This is a genomic window from Oceanobacillus kimchii X50 (assembly GCF_000340475.1).
Taxonomy (GTDB): domain Bacteria; phylum Bacillota; class Bacilli; order Bacillales; family Amphibacillaceae; genus Oceanobacillus; species Oceanobacillus kimchii.
The window spans coordinates 612,715-626,924 of the sequence record NZ_CM001792.1 but is presented as its reverse complement, the minus strand read 5'-3'; the positions used below and the strand labels follow the sequence as shown (position 1 = coordinate 626,924).

At 31.0% G+C, this 14,210-nt stretch carries 13 protein-coding genes and 5 tRNA genes; 5 read left to right on the top strand and 13 right to left on the bottom strand.

Annotated features, from left to right (window positions below):
- Positions 1 to 197: 197 nt before the first annotated feature.
- From C794_RS03525 to C794_RS03510, 4 genes are all read right to left on the bottom strand, one after another.
- A tRNA-Ile gene (locus tag C794_RS03525) sits at positions 198 to 274 on the bottom strand.
- 5 nt (positions 275 to 279) lie between these two features.
- Positions 280 to 353: transfer RNA gene (locus C794_RS03520), tRNA-Gly, on the bottom strand.
- 33 nt (positions 354 to 386) lie between these two features.
- Positions 387 to 463 (bottom strand) — tRNA-Pro (locus tag C794_RS03515).
- Position 464: 1 nt separating this feature from the next.
- Positions 465 to 541, bottom strand: a tRNA-Arg gene (locus C794_RS03510).
- 340 nt (positions 542 to 881) lie between these two features.
- On the opposite strand from C794_RS03510, the gene C794_RS03505 reads away from it, so the two are divergent.
- The 3 genes from C794_RS03505 to C794_RS03495 are packed head-to-tail and all read left to right on the top strand — an operon-like array spanning position 882 to position 2,594.
- Positions 882 to 1,196, top strand: coding sequence for a PadR family transcriptional regulator (locus C794_RS03505; protein WP_017795757.1), 315 nt, complete (start codon positions 882 to 884; stop codon positions 1,194 to 1,196).
- 1 nt (position 1,197) lies between these two features.
- Positions 1,198 to 1,755 carry an HAAS signaling domain-containing protein gene (locus C794_RS03500; protein WP_017795756.1) on the top strand — a complete coding sequence of 186 codons (558 nt, stop codon included), beginning with the start codon at positions 1,198 to 1,200 and terminating at the stop codon, positions 1,753 to 1,755.
- On the top strand, positions 1,752 to 2,594 hold the full coding sequence (locus tag C794_RS03495) for a DUF4097 family beta strand repeat-containing protein (RefSeq protein WP_017795755.1): 843 nt from the start codon (positions 1,752 to 1,754) through the stop codon (positions 2,592 to 2,594). Before C794_RS03500 ends, C794_RS03495 begins: the two co-directional genes overlap by 4 nt.
- Positions 2,595 to 2,821: 227 nt before the next feature.
- On the opposite strand, the gene C794_RS03485 is transcribed toward C794_RS03495, so the two are convergent.
- From C794_RS03485 to C794_RS03450, 6 genes are all read right to left on the bottom strand, one after another.
- The gene (locus tag C794_RS03485) at positions 2,822 to 3,439 is read right to left on the bottom strand and encodes an alpha/beta fold hydrolase (protein ID WP_017795753.1); all 618 of its coding nucleotides are present in this window, start codon (positions 3,437 to 3,439) and stop codon (positions 2,822 to 2,824) included.
- A 158-nt stretch (positions 3,440 to 3,597) separates the two neighbouring features.
- Positions 3,598 to 4,464, bottom strand: coding sequence for an AraC family transcriptional regulator (locus C794_RS03480; protein ID WP_017795752.1), 867 nt, complete (start codon positions 4,462 to 4,464; stop codon positions 3,598 to 3,600).
- Positions 4,465 to 4,685: 221 nt separating this feature from the next.
- Positions 4,686 to 5,102 carry a CatA-like O-acetyltransferase gene (locus C794_RS19645; RefSeq protein WP_268258098.1) on the bottom strand — a complete coding sequence of 139 codons (417 nt, stop codon included), beginning with the start codon at positions 5,100 to 5,102 and terminating at the stop codon, positions 4,686 to 4,688.
- Between the two features lie 349 nt (positions 5,103 to 5,451).
- Complete coding sequence (locus C794_RS03465; protein WP_017795749.1) at positions 5,452 to 6,084, bottom strand: pentapeptide repeat-containing protein; 633 nt, start codon at positions 6,082 to 6,084, stop codon at positions 5,452 to 5,454.
- 819 nt (positions 6,085 to 6,903) lie between these two features.
- Positions 6,904 to 7,509: a dienelactone hydrolase family protein gene (locus tag C794_RS03455; protein ID WP_017795748.1), complete on the bottom strand. Its 606-nt coding sequence runs from the start codon at positions 7,507 to 7,509 to the stop codon at positions 6,904 to 6,906.
- A gap of 135 nt (positions 7,510 to 7,644) precedes the next feature.
- Entirely contained in the window at positions 7,645 to 8,094 is a 450-nt protein-coding gene (locus C794_RS03450) for a DUF1569 domain-containing protein (RefSeq protein ID WP_017795747.1), read from the bottom strand.
- Between the two features lie 437 nt (positions 8,095 to 8,531).
- Here C794_RS03450 and C794_RS03445 point away from each other — a divergent pair, with 437 nt between their 5' ends.
- Together C794_RS03445 and C794_RS03440 are read left to right on the top strand one after the other, a co-directional pair.
- Positions 8,532 to 8,948: an ester cyclase gene (locus tag C794_RS03445; RefSeq protein WP_017795746.1), complete on the top strand. Its 417-nt coding sequence runs from the start codon at positions 8,532 to 8,534 to the stop codon at positions 8,946 to 8,948.
- A gap of 278 nt (positions 8,949 to 9,226) precedes the next feature.
- Positions 9,227 to 10,141 carry a class I SAM-dependent methyltransferase gene (locus tag C794_RS03440; protein WP_017795745.1) on the top strand — a complete coding sequence of 305 codons (915 nt, stop codon included), beginning with the start codon at positions 9,227 to 9,229 and terminating at the stop codon, positions 10,139 to 10,141.
- A 252-nt stretch (positions 10,142 to 10,393) separates the two neighbouring features.
- On the opposite strand, the gene C794_RS20620 is transcribed toward C794_RS03440, so the two are convergent.
- The 3 genes from C794_RS20620 to C794_RS03430 form a co-directional block, all read right to left on the bottom strand.
- A tRNA-OTHER gene (locus C794_RS20620) sits at positions 10,394 to 10,491 on the bottom strand.
- 114 nt (positions 10,492 to 10,605) lie between these two features.
- A complete protein-coding gene (locus C794_RS03435; RefSeq protein ID WP_017795744.1) occupies positions 10,606 to 11,682 on the bottom strand; it encodes a biotin/lipoyl-containing protein in 1,077 nt (358 codons plus the stop codon).
- A 15-nt stretch (positions 11,683 to 11,697) separates the two neighbouring features.
- On the bottom strand, positions 11,698 to 13,854 hold the full coding sequence (locus tag C794_RS03430; RefSeq protein WP_017795743.1) for a peptidase domain-containing ABC transporter: 2,157 nt from the start codon (positions 13,852 to 13,854) through the stop codon (positions 11,698 to 11,700).
- Positions 13,855 to 14,210: the final 356 nt, after the last annotated feature.

Sequence of the window (14,210 nt, the reverse complement as noted above, 5' to 3'; positions counted from 1 at the left end):
TTGTGCTTCAGAAGTCAACTTCTGACTTCATTTCTTTTAAGAAAAACGAGGTGTTTTTCTTCTTTCGTACTGGTTGTTTTGTTCAGTTTTCAAAGAGCAATTTCTGTGTCGCTCTCAAAAAGCGACTTTATCAATATATCATTTCTTTTATTCTCTGTCAACACTTTTTCGAAACTTTTTGAAGTGTTTTTTAGAAATGGTGGGCCTGAGTGGACTCGAACCACCGACCTCACGCTTATCAGGCGTGCGCTCTAACCAGCTGAGCTACAGGCCCATTTCTGGAGCGGGTGAAGGGAATCGAACCCTCGTCATCAGCTTGGAAGGCTGAGGTTTTACCATTAAACTACACCCGCAATTATTCAATTAATAAATAATTATGTAACTCCTGGTCGGGAAGACAGGATTCGAACCTGCGACCCCTTGGTCCCAAACCAAGTGCTCTACCAAGCTGAGCTACTTCCCGATGGCGCGCCTGAGAGGAGTCGAACCCCTAACCTCTTGATCCGTAGTCAAACGCTCTATCCAATTGAGCTACAGGCGCTTAAGAGCGAACTTTTATATTGTACCATCTTTTCAGTTGGTATGCAACAAAAATAATTAAGATATGATAATACTTTTTGTTGTTGTTTGTTGTTAATTAATGAATCAACGTTTAATAATATAGCATGTCTCTCCATTCTACGCAAGGGGATTTCTAATAAAAAAATATTTGGAATTCATTTACATCTACATATCACTTTTCCTTCATTATTATATATATTTCTAATTATGCTTAAAACAACTATATTAATATCTTTTAAATACTACCTTGCATAAAATAGTAGTATTCTTTATATTATAGTTATAACCACCAATAGTACACATTAAGAGGTGATGAATCCATGAACGCTCAATTTAAAAAAGGTGTATTGGAGTTATGCGTTTTAGTACTTTTAGAGAAACAAGATTTATATGGATATGAAGTAATTAAACGAATAACTGAGAAAATCGATATTTCCGAAGGGTCCATTTATCCAATCTTAAGAAGGCTTTTAAAACAAGACCTCTGCACAAGCTATTTACAAGAATCTTCGGAGGGGCCAAGTCGGAAATATTACCGTTTAACAAATAACGGAAAAAAACACCTTAAAGATTTAAAGGAAGAATACAACACATTCAAACACGGGGTGGAATCCCTAATGAAGGAGGAAATATAAAATGAATAAACACGAGTTTTTGCAAAAGCTACAAGCTAAACTAACTAACATCCCAGATCATGAACAAAAAGAAATAACTCGCGATATAGAGGAACATTTCATCGCTGGTTTAGAGGAAGGAAAGACGGAAGAACAAATTGCTGATTCCTTAGGTTCGCCTCAACAATTAGCAAAAGATGTTACAGCTAATTATCATGTTGAAAAAGTAAACCAAAACACTTCCTCCGAAAACATATTTAGAGCAACCTGGGCAGTTTTAGGATTAGGATTCCTAAATGTAGTCATCGTATTAGGTCCTTTGTTAGTAGTGGCTAGTATAGTTATCTCTTTATGGACAGTTTCCGCTTCATTTGTATTTCAGTTTATCGCTCTAATCGTAAAAGTCATAATAACTCCGAGTGCTTTCCAGCTTTTTGAATTATTCTTTTCTATTACACTAGTTGGTTCAGGATTACTTTTAGGAATTGCAATGTATTATGTATCAAAGTATCTTATCCATCTTTTTATACGCTATTTAAACTTTAATATTAGAATTGTCAAAGGCGGTGCAAGTAAATGAATATTACAAAGAAATTTATCCTTCTAGCATCCTTCCTTCTTATTGTTGGTATAATTGGTACCATTGTTACTTTCCCTTATGGTGATGATGAACAAACAACAAGGGTCATTAATATTGCAGAGATGGATTATAATCAATTAAAAATCAATGCAGATAATGCATCTGTTACTATCCTATCATCTGAAAACGAAAGCCCACGAGTGGAATATTCAAGTAATAAGGAAAATGATTATTTCAATGTAGAAACAACAGAGAACACATTAAGTATAGATACTGAAGAAAAAAAATTGCCTTTTTTCAATATTGACTTCTTATTATTTGAAACTCCAAGTATACATGTATACTTGCCAGATAAATCATTGGAAAGTATACAAACGAAAACAGACAATGGGAAAATAACTGTTTCAAGTATAGAAGCAACTACAATCTCTTTGAATACAGATAATGGAAAAATTAACGCCGAGCAAATAGCATCTAATCTCCACGCAGAAACAAGCAACGGAAAAATTACATTAAACCAAGTAGCCGGCGAAGTGAATGTAATTACAAATAACGGGAAGATAGAAATTCAACAAGCAGCAAATAATATCGTAGCAAAAACAGATAATGGATCTATTACTATAAGAAATGAAAACTTAGGTAATTCTATGGATTTACAAACTGCTAATGGTAAAATAAATGTGCATACTGGTACTGAAATAACCAACGCTACACTAGATTTACGTACAGATAATGGAAGCATTACTGTTTTTGATGCAAAAGATTGGGATACCGTCTACGGCAACGGAGAAAATCTTATAAAAATGCGAACGAATAATGGCAGTATTACTATAGAGTAAAGAAAACCACCAAGGGCATTCCCTTGGTGGTTTTTAGGATCTTATAATAATTTAAGTTCGCTTGTTTTCTATTCCGATCAATATGTCGTTCTGTTCTATTATTTTCGATAATTTAGGTTCAATGGTTAATATATTGATTAGTAATATAATAAAAACAATTAGAAGAAGCATTTTTCCTCCTTTATATAAATAAAGATAGAATAATTATAATAATTGCATGTTCAATACTACCACAGAAATTCTACGAGAACAGAAGCTAATTTTTCTGGAGTATCCTTATTTAGTTCATGTCCAGCACCTTCAATTTCACGAAATTTCGCTTTGGGTATACGCCTTGCCAATCTCTCTGATGCTCTTTTATTCGCTTTGTCCTGATTCCCACACAGAACCAAAGTATGGCATAGAATTCTTTTTACATCTTCACTGAAATCTAACTCTACCATTGACTTAGTTAACAATATAAAAACATCTTTATTAGAACCAAGTTTTCGAAACGACGAATCAGGTATAAATTTAAAAATATTATATTGAACTGTTAGTAAAAGTTTGGGCATCTTATATTGTGGTGCTATTAATACCAAAGAACGAACTCTGTGAGGATGATCAATAGTAAAGTTCAACGCAAGAACCGCTCCTAAGGACAAGCCGATAATAACCACTGGTTCAGATATCTTGTCTACATATTCAGTGAAAGCCAGATATAGATTATTATACGTAGGTTCTTTATCTTGAAGAAGTTCAAATAAATTAGGGCGTAGAATTTTATTAGTTTCACCTAAATAGGAAATAGTTTTCTCCCAACTCGATGAATTTTGCCCTAAACCATGAATAAAGATATACCGCATGCGTCCCCCTCCATAATTCCTAGTGTTTTTTACACTTTTATCAGTGAACTTGTTTCAAGATAATATTCTAAGAATAGTCTTGAAACATCAACGTCATTTACAGTTAGGTTTAAATGTTTTAGTAACATTCAGTCATCTCAAAATAATATTGTGTATCTTTAGTCACAATTTTGATATCCATCCTTCTTTTTAATAGAAATCCAAATCTCACTTTTATGATCTTTACTAGCTAGTATTTCAGGGCCTTCTGCCAGCTCATAAGAAAATGAAGGAAGCCACTCGGAATATATCCGTTGCCAATGGTCTTCAACTTGCGTCCAGTCCCCATCCACTTCAAAAATCGCCCATAATAATGGAGGGATATCCAGTGTCGAATACCCATTAGTATCTTCTATCGTAGTAACCGCTCCTATATATTGATCAAAAGTTGCCTTACCTTCCATATCTTCCGTGTAATTGACTGAGACATGAACAAGCCCATGTGGTTCCTTATTGGAGAGCGATTCCAGTTCTTTCATTTTGTAATCACTAATCCCCGCTATCATGTCTTCGTAAGTAGGTGAAAGAATTTCATTGACCATTTCAACCACATACTTCACTCCAACGACTTTAAAAGGTCCTTTTTCAACTATACGATATTTCATCTGGGTTCCTCCTTGAATAGTTAGTTGAAAGGATAGTTTTGGATATGCTTTCAAATTCTGCTCTGGGTTTCTAGCTAAAGTTGGATTAACACCATGAAAATTTTGGAATGCTCTGGAAAAGGCATCTGGAGATCGATATCCATATTTGATGGCAATATCAATTACTTTTACTTGCCTATTCCTTAATTCCAAAGCTGCTATTGCTAATCGACGTCTGCGAATATACTCTGATAACGTGATACCAGATAGAAAAGAAAATAGTCGTTTGAAATGATACTCAGAGCAGTAAGCTCTTTTTGCCACTTCTTTCAAGTCGATATGACTATCCAAATTAACTTCAATATAATCTAGCGCCTTGTTCATCCCTTTCATCATATCCATAATTCAACTCCCTTCATTTATAACATAACAAGAGAAACCACTTTGCACCCGACTTTTTATGCTTTTATCAGTCGGTTTTAATTACATTTTATATACAAAAAGATAGCATATTATTTCCTCTTTTATCGTGATGTATGCTTTATAAGGCCGAGTAAACTTTCTATTCCTCATTTTAGAACATCAGCAATAAAAACCTAGACTCTTTCCGTCTATTTAAACGGCTAACGGTTCATTTCACGTTGCAGTATTTCAAAAAATAACGCCACATGATAGCCATCTACTGTTGCATGATGCACCTTAATATTCACTGACATCAGCAACTGTGAACCAACCTTCTCGTACTTTCCAGTGGTAATCATTGGTGTTAGATTATTTTTGTTAGCTCCTGATTGAGATGAAAAATGTTCAAAGTGCAACCAAGGAATTGATGAAATATTCACCACGTTGGGTGGAACAAGTCCCATTGGTGCGATATCTGTTGTGTTTGCATACTTTTTTATAAGCTTTTTGAATTCAAGGTCAACTGATTTATAATCTGTTGATTCTTCCAACCATAAACTATAAAATAAATCTATTTCTTGATTAAAGTTCGTAAATGTTGGTACTAACTCTTGCCATTCAACTAATTGCTCATCTATCTGGGCATACCTCTAATCCGGAATCTCGTTAACCGATCTAGTTAAATTAAAAATAGAGTAAGCATAGAAGCTTATAGATTCATTTTTTAACTGCTTGAGTAACATCAATTTTTACTGTCATTTCAAAAGTTGTGTCTGTAGCCATAAAATAATCATAATAGTTTCTTCTTGAAAAATTTTCTAAATCAATAACATGATAAGTTGTCATCTTTCAACCTTTCATTTCAATTTTTGTAATATCACTACATTGTTAGTAAGACAGATGCTATAAAAAACTGCCTTGTATAGGAAAAGCCTTAAGCCACTTAAAATCAAAGTATAAATTAAAGGGTACTAAACAGTCTCAATTCTATTTAATTTTTAAACCTAATAACGAAGCAAATTGTATCGCTTGAGACGATGATACTATACATCCTTTTAAATTCTCCATTGTAACTGTTAAAAAATTAAAATCGGATGTGCTTATGTCAATTCCTTTTAACGATGTTTCTTCAAAATTTGCACCATTGAGATTGCATGAAAGAAATTCTACTTTTTTAAGCTTACAATCAAAAAGGTCAGCACTTTCTAACTCCGTATTATCAAAAATCACCTTTTCAAGTTTTGAGTTACCGAACATCCCCATATTTAGAATCGATTCCCGAAATATTGCATTACCGATATAAGAATCTGTTAAGTTGCTACCAAGTAACTTACAATTAAGAAACTCAACTCGATTCATAGAGGCATTACTCAAATTAGCATTGGATAAATCACAATTCTCAAAGCACACATCGGTAAGATCAATTCGACTGAAGTCCGTATTTGTAAAATTACAGTTCCTAATCATTGTTTTATATAATCGCACTCGATCAAGTACTTCATCGACAAATTCAGAATCGGTAACCATACACATTTCAAATTCTGGATCTTCTTCAAAAAAAATATCTGTAAATCTTCTCACTGATAGATCTTCAGGGATTTTGGGTGTGTCAATTTTCACTGTATACCAACCTACTTTCAGACGAATTTATTTCATTTATAAGCTTTCTAGATACAAATAAAAGGGAACGCACGTTCTTTTTCAAGGCTTGATTTTATTCCATTTTCTGATACACAGTATTCATAATTACTATTGAGTGAAGTAGTTATGGTAGTACAAAATGGTAATGACCCTCATCTATCTTGATGAATCTAATCTAGATAAAGAAACTTTTCGATCAGATTAAAAAAGCTTTAATAAGTGGAATAAAATTTATCGGACTAATCTTATAATTTCTATACTTCCATATCTGTGAACTCCTGCCGAACAATAAATGGACGAATGTTGAAGCTCTTTCATTGATTGTCCAATCATATGTTTGAATATTGAATATAACCATTATTGATTAATAGCTCACTCCTTGTTCAACTATCCTGCCCCGTTAGCACAAGACCTTTGTCACTTCATAATATTCTATACATTTATCCCCAAAAATAAAAATCATCAATTTGATGATTTTATTATTTCACTCTTACACCCGTTAGGTTAATTTTTTAGCAGTACAAAACATTTCTGCAAAGTCATTGACTATTGTTTTATCAAGGGTTAGTTTTCACATCATATTTCATTCTTTCTAATCCTTCTTCATAATCTTTATCGTTAATTAAAGTCAGCACAGAAATATCCCTAAACCTCTTTAAGAGTCAATTGTTTTTTTCCCTCGCCTGAAACCGCAGCAATTGCAATCACTATTGGAAACTTTCTTTTCATTAAACTCCTCCACTTCAACAAAACTGCCCCCGCCACAGCATTCCCTTTTTCAACTCTTTCGCTGATTACTTAATAGCAACCCATTTGTTTTATAATAAAATCTACCACTTCATCAAACGCCTTTTGGGCTGATATTTCATTATATTTTGGAGAGTAAGGGTCACTAAATCCATGTCTTCCATTAAACTTATGCGCCTCGATATTTTTGTTATCTAGAGTTGAAATTAATTCATCGACATTAAATGATGACTCTTCTTGGGGAAAGAATAAAGTTGTGGGACATTTTGGTGTTAACTCTACATAATTCCTAATACGTGAACCATAATATCCAACTATTCCATTCACACTTTCTTCCTCACTACACAACCAAGCAACAGTTGCCCCTACACTAAATCCAATGATAAATATTTTTCGATAGTTATCTGTAACATCTGAAACTATATCTTTTATTTTTTGTGAAGCGTCAGTGAATCCTACGTTTTCCATAAAGTTCCGATAAGCAACTTCCTCTTCAGAATAATCATAAGGTGTGTCTTGTTGTAATAGATTTGGGCAAATTACATCAAAACTGAATTTTGATAATAACTTACAAAAACTCTCAATATGTTGATTAATCCCATAAATTTCATGTATTACAATGATAACAGTATCAGAATTTTTATGTAGTTGAATCATTTCCCCCTCCTTTGCCTTAATACTTTTGTTATACATATTTCAGTTCTTCTTCAACAAAACTGCCCAATAGAAAAAGAAGGGTATACTCTTATTGTACACTCCTACCCGTTAGTAAAAAATCTTCACTTCGGCTAACTAAACACCAAACTGCTTCAAGTGATGGTCAAGGTGCTTATAAATCCCTTTTCCCCATTGCTCCGAAGTAAGTTTACCGAAAAAAGGATGTGGGTGATTTGTACACTTTTGAGGGCCATTATTTTGGAATGTTAGAATCTTTTGTTTTAGTTTTTCTTTTTCTGTTTCAAATTCTTTTTCGTCTAGAATCAAAATAGTAGGGATTGTGGACATGTTTCGAGCTAATGGCTTGTCGTTATAAAAAATTGGTTTCGCAAACTTTCCAATTAATATCCCCAACCAACCTCTCGAAGGAAAAGCGTTTCCCATTGCAATGTCTTGAAAAGATGAGCAATGTGCAAGCATTTTGGCAACATCCATTTTACCCCATTGCGGTTTTGAAGATGAGTTTAAATTATCAATACGATTTATAATTTCCTCTGCATGCAATTGATTAAAAATATTTTTCAATATTGTCCCCCCTTGGCATATTGATTAACATATATACAATTGATTATTGAACTATCCTGCCCCTTTAGTTTAAGTACACTATTTCACATTTTTTACTTCATATTATCATTATATCAAAGCAAAAATATATTTGAATATTTAAAAATATGGGATAATCACAATAACAAAAATCAGTAGATTCAATCCATTGATTTTACTCGCTTTATATATAAATACTGTCGAAAGTATTTTGGATCTCCACTGGATTAATTCCCAGTAAGCCCTCAACCTACATAAAGGTACTACGCATTAAAAGAATAAAACACAAAGGAAATATAAGTGTATGCCTAATATGTAAAGATTGATTAGTTGATTAATGTTATGAATAATGCTAAAAAGGGTAGTAAGACTCAGATATCAAAAAATCTATGATATAAAAGAGAGAAAGGAGTTCGTTTATGAACGGAAAAGAAATATATCAAAATTGGATGGATGCTTGGAACAAAGATATATCTTTTCTTAATCAAATTACAGATGAAAATTGTGTAGTTCATCAAGCTAGAACTGATGGTAAAGATTCAGGTAGTACAAAAGGGTTAAATGCTTTGAAAGATGTTATTGAATCAGCTAAAGACTATTTTGAAAATGTGAAAATGTCACTTGTAGTTGAACCTATAGAAGATGGAAATTATGTCTCTGCACGGTGGAATTTTAAAGGTGTTTATAATGGTAAAATGGAAGAAGCAAAAGCAGAAAGAGGAAAGTTAGTTTCCTTTGATGGAACCGATATTTTCTATATTGAAAATAATAAAATTAAAGAATATTGGGTTTCCTCTGACGTTATAGATTTTATGAACCAACTAGAAGTTTTTTAGAGAAGTTTTAGTAGAAAACTCAAATAACTCTTTTGAAAGATTGATCAAAATGGCTTTTTCCGTATGAATTCATATAATTTTTATTAAAAAAGTTTGAACATTTTTTTGATATGTTCTTCAACAATTGCTATTGATTCTTAAATAACAACGATTATATCATTTGACAAAATAATTATTTTGTGCTATAATTTACTTTTTATACATTACATTATATAATAGGATTCTCCTGGCCAGGAGAATCCTATTTTTATTTCTTTAAATTGAAGGAGTGGTGTGATATGAAAATAAATGAGTCGAGCTTAACATCATTAATAGCAGCTTTCGGTAGAGCTTATCATAGTCAATTTGATACACCTAAGATTTTTAATGATTATTTAGCTAAAGATTTATTTTCACAAAAAGAATTTAACGACATCAAAGCCAATATGGTTCAAGGCATACAGTTCTTCAACAAAGAAATCGCACAAAAATTTAAAGATGATACAGACGAAATACTAAAATGGATTACTCAGGTTCAACTTTCTCCAACACCTTTGGCACGAGCTGCGTATTGTGAAAAAGTATTACTTAATGAAGTCAGGCTAGGTTTAAAGCAATATGTCATACTTGGTGCCGGATTAGATACTTTTTGTTTCCGCCATCCAGAAATGAAAAACAAATTAGAAATATTTGAAATTGATCATCCAAGTACTCAGGAATTTAAAAAGAAAAAACTGGATCAAGCTAGGTTCAAAATTCCTAGTAATCTTCATTTTATTCCTATGGACTTTACCAAAAAGTTTTCCTATCAAAGCCTAATAGAGGAAGAGCTTGATAATCATAGAACTTTCTTTAGTCTTTTAGGTGTTTCTTATTATTTAACAAAAGAGGAAATTGCCAACTTGGTTGATAAATTATTCACTAAAATTCCATCTGGAAGTTCTATTGTTTTTGATTATGCAGATGAAAAACTTTTTAAAGAAAAAGGAATGTCTAATCGAGTGCAAAATATGGTTCAAATGGCTTCAGCTAGTGGTGAGCCAATGAAATCATGTTTTACTTATGATGAAATAGAGGGATTGTTAGAAAATGCAGGTTTACTTATCTATGAACATTTATCACCTGTTACGATCAATAATCGATTCTTTCATAATCGCAATGACTATTTGTCTGCTTTCGAAACGATTCATTACATCCATGCTGTAAAAAAATAATATATCAGTTAATAAAAAACTTACTTCCTAATCTCTCTTATGATTGGGAGGTGAGTTTTTATCTATTATGTTCAGATACTATTCTTTCTTATCAAAAAGAATCGCTACGCTAAAAGATCTCCATCTTTTCCTCCCCGATTACCAAGGGCACTTCTATATTAAAACAACAATAGATGTGTATAGTCACCTATTTCCAATACAAAAAACACCAACAGATCTTCATCCATTGGTATCACTGATTTCATATTTAGATGCGGTCAGTGGGATTTGAACCCACACGGGCTATACGCCCACTAGGCCCTCAATATTGAGAGACCTTATAATACGTTGCAAATCCTTTATTTGACCGCATCTATTAACCCATTTTATATAATTTAATACGTTTTTATTTATATTTTGGTATATATGTGGACAATCAATTAACCGAACATAAAACAATTTATAACAAAAATTATTCGTGTTTTCTAAAATAATTTATTCCAAAAATAATCTAAATAAGTAACGGTATCAGTTATTATATTTAAATTACCTGTCATGCCTAAAGTTAGGTTATCATTCTCTATAATATCCGTCTCTATTATATAATAATTACCTTCTTCAGTTGTTACAGGTGTTTTACCAATATTTATAATTTCACTTTCTACAATATTAGTTTCTTTATCAATACTATTTTGAATTGAGAAATTTGCTTTTTGCCCTTTATTCAATGCACTAATTTTATCTGTAGATACTAACCCCTGTATATATAGTTCGGATTTATCATTAGTTGTTATTGTATACAAATCATCTCCGGCCATAATCTGAGAACCAATTGAAACTTGATTATTAAATTGAACATAGCCACTGTCATCACTCTTTAAAATCATATTATTTCTTCTTGATTCAAGTTCACTTAATGTATTTAAACTTTCATCAATCTTTTCTATAATATTTTTTTCTTTTTGAAATGAGTCTATTAACAATTGATATTTTAGCTCTTGCTGAGATTTATTATTAATTTCTTGTTGAAGTCTATATTCTTCAACTATACTCTCATTAGAAACCTCTTCAATTTTATGAGTTAAAATACGGTTTTCAAGGGTTATTTTTTCTGTCTGTATTATATAATTATTATACATGATTTGAAACTCTATGTTATCTTCAGATAAATAGTTTGATTTCTCAACTACACTTTTTTTAAAATTATCAATATTACTCTTTTCTATATTTAATCGATCTATTTCCTGTTCAATATTTTTTATTTCTTCTTTAGTTTCCTGAGAATCTATTTCCATAATTATATCCCCAGCTTCTACATAATCTCCATTTTTAACATTAATTGATTGAACCACCCCTTCTACTTTTGATTTAATATCTGTACTAGAACTATAAGTGTTCACACTACTTGGTACTTCTATATAAACTTCTTTATCAGCTAAAAATAAAAATAATAATAAAACTACTATAAAAATTAAAAAAGGATAGATTATAATTAATCCGGTTTTGCTATATTTTTTTTTATATATCTCACTTTCTACTTTAATAGAGTTTATATCAACCATGTTATACCCCACCTATTAAATATTCCACATGTCATAATATAAACCACCTTTTTCTATTAATTCCTTATGAGTTCCATTCTCAGCAATAATATTGTCCTTAATAACATAAATAGAATCACAGTTTGTTAATATAGAAAGCCTGTGTGCTATTATTATAATCGTCAAATCTTTATCATTTAATATTTCGTTCATTATCTTTTTTTCAGTGAATTGATCCACGTTACTAGTTGCTTCGTCCAAAATAATAACCTTAGATTTTCTTAACAAAGCTCTAGCTAAAGCTAAACGTTGTTGTTGACCACCAGAGAAATTATCTCCATTCTCTTCAAGATAAGAATTATATCTTAAAGGAAGACTAGATATAAATTCATGAATTTGAACTTTTTTACACACTTCAACAATCTCTTCTAAGTTAACATCTCTGTCAATACCAAAGGTAAGATTTTCATAGATTGTACCACTGAAAAAAAAGGGTTTTTGAGGTACTAACGTTATTTTTTTTCTCAGATAGTTTTTATCAACATCCTCAATATTGTATTTATTAAACAATATTTCTCCTTTGGTTGTGTTATAAAAAGAAACTAATAATTTTGCTAACGTAGACTTTCCAGAACCACTTTTACCTACGATAGCAATTTTTTCAGCTGAACTTATACTAATGTTTATATTTTTTAATACTTCTCTTCTTGTAGGATAATTAAAGGATACATCTTTTAATTCAATATCCCCATCAAATATAATATCATTTGAAATTTTTTTATTTTCGTTTTCTTCCATTTCTGAATCAATTATCATCACATCATTAAGCCTTTCTGCAGCAACTTTTGCTGTTTGCAACCTAGGCTGTAAATTTATTATATTTAACAATGGGTCAGTAAAATACACCAATAAAGAATTAAATGTTATCAACTGACCAATAGAAAGTTCATTATCTAAAACTAGTGTAGCACCTATCCATAATATAACTCCCGTACTTACTAACTGAATCATTCTCTTTAATAGTGTTTGTAGATTATCTATATTAAAAGTTCTCATCATAGAATTTATGTATACTAAAAATAAATTGTCTACTTTACGTACTGATGATTCATCAGCTTGTGAAGCTTTAATTGTCTCTATACCGTTTAATGACTCAATTATATATGAATTTAAATGTGCATTATCTTGTAATTCTTGTTTGTTAGCTTTCTCATACCATTTTATAAACGATAAAATTATTAAGGCATATATGGGAATTGTTAAAACGGTAACGAAAAATAAAGTTTGATTTTGAAAGTAAAGAACTGCACCAACAATTAGTACCATAGAAACATCAATAATACTCGTAAGAACAACACTACCCAAAGCATCTATAACTTTACTAGCATCCATAAACCTTGAAACTATTTCGCCCGATTTTCTAGTAGCAAAAAAATTCATTGGTAAATTCATTACATGCCTATAATAACCCAACATTACTTTGATACTCATCCTATTTCCTAATACTGCGAGCATATAATTCTTTATATATTCAAATAGAGACTGAAAAATATATGATACTATAAGTGCAATAGATATAATATGTAGTGTTTTTTCAGCACCTGAAGGAATTATTGAGTCAATAATAGTTTGAAAGTAAAAAGAAGTTCCTATCCCAATTAAAATAACAAGTATAGAAGCTAGTATTATATGGGTTATTAATTTTTTATCACTAATAATCATTTTAAAAATTTGCTCTAATTGTTCATTTTTATCTTTTACCATTTCATAGTTATCATTTGGAAGACAGAAAAATACAACTCCTGTCCACATTTCTTCAAATTCTTCATAGGTTAACTTCTTAACTCCCTCACTTGGGTCCGCTATTGTTATTTTTTTCTTTCCAACATTTAAAATAACAATAAAATGAAGTAATAGTTTATCTTTAACTATGTGAGCAATAGCAGGATAAGGTAAATCTTTCTCTTTAAAGATATTCATATCAGCTTTTATGGATTTTACCTTAAAATTAAAATACTCCAACCCTTTTACAATCCCTAATGCATTAGTTCCTGTATCAGAAGTTCCCGACACTTCTCTTATTTTTGCAATACTTACATTAGAGTTATATTGTTTTAGAACTGTTGCAATACTAGCTGGACCACAGTCTTTTTGATCTTTTTGCTTTACATATTTATATTTTTTTAATTTCATTTTGTCCCCCAAGATTGAATTACATTTTAATAAAAATGATAATAAAAGTGGATTATCAACTTCTCATTTCAGCAAGTTTGATAATCCACTCTAATAAATTCAAATAAATATTTTTCCCTAGTTATCCTTTAATAAATAATTTATAACTTGAATAGATAAGCAAAATTAAGCCTGCTCCCATATTTAAATTAATTAAACTCGAATTAAATTTAAAGAAGTATAATAAATTCAAAGAGATAATACCTAAACTAAGTATAAAAATAAATGAGAATATTAAAATATCTAACTTGAATTCTTTGCCGAAAATCTCAAGCATAATGAAATCCTCCTAGTAGGATATTACTTTCTACTATTAT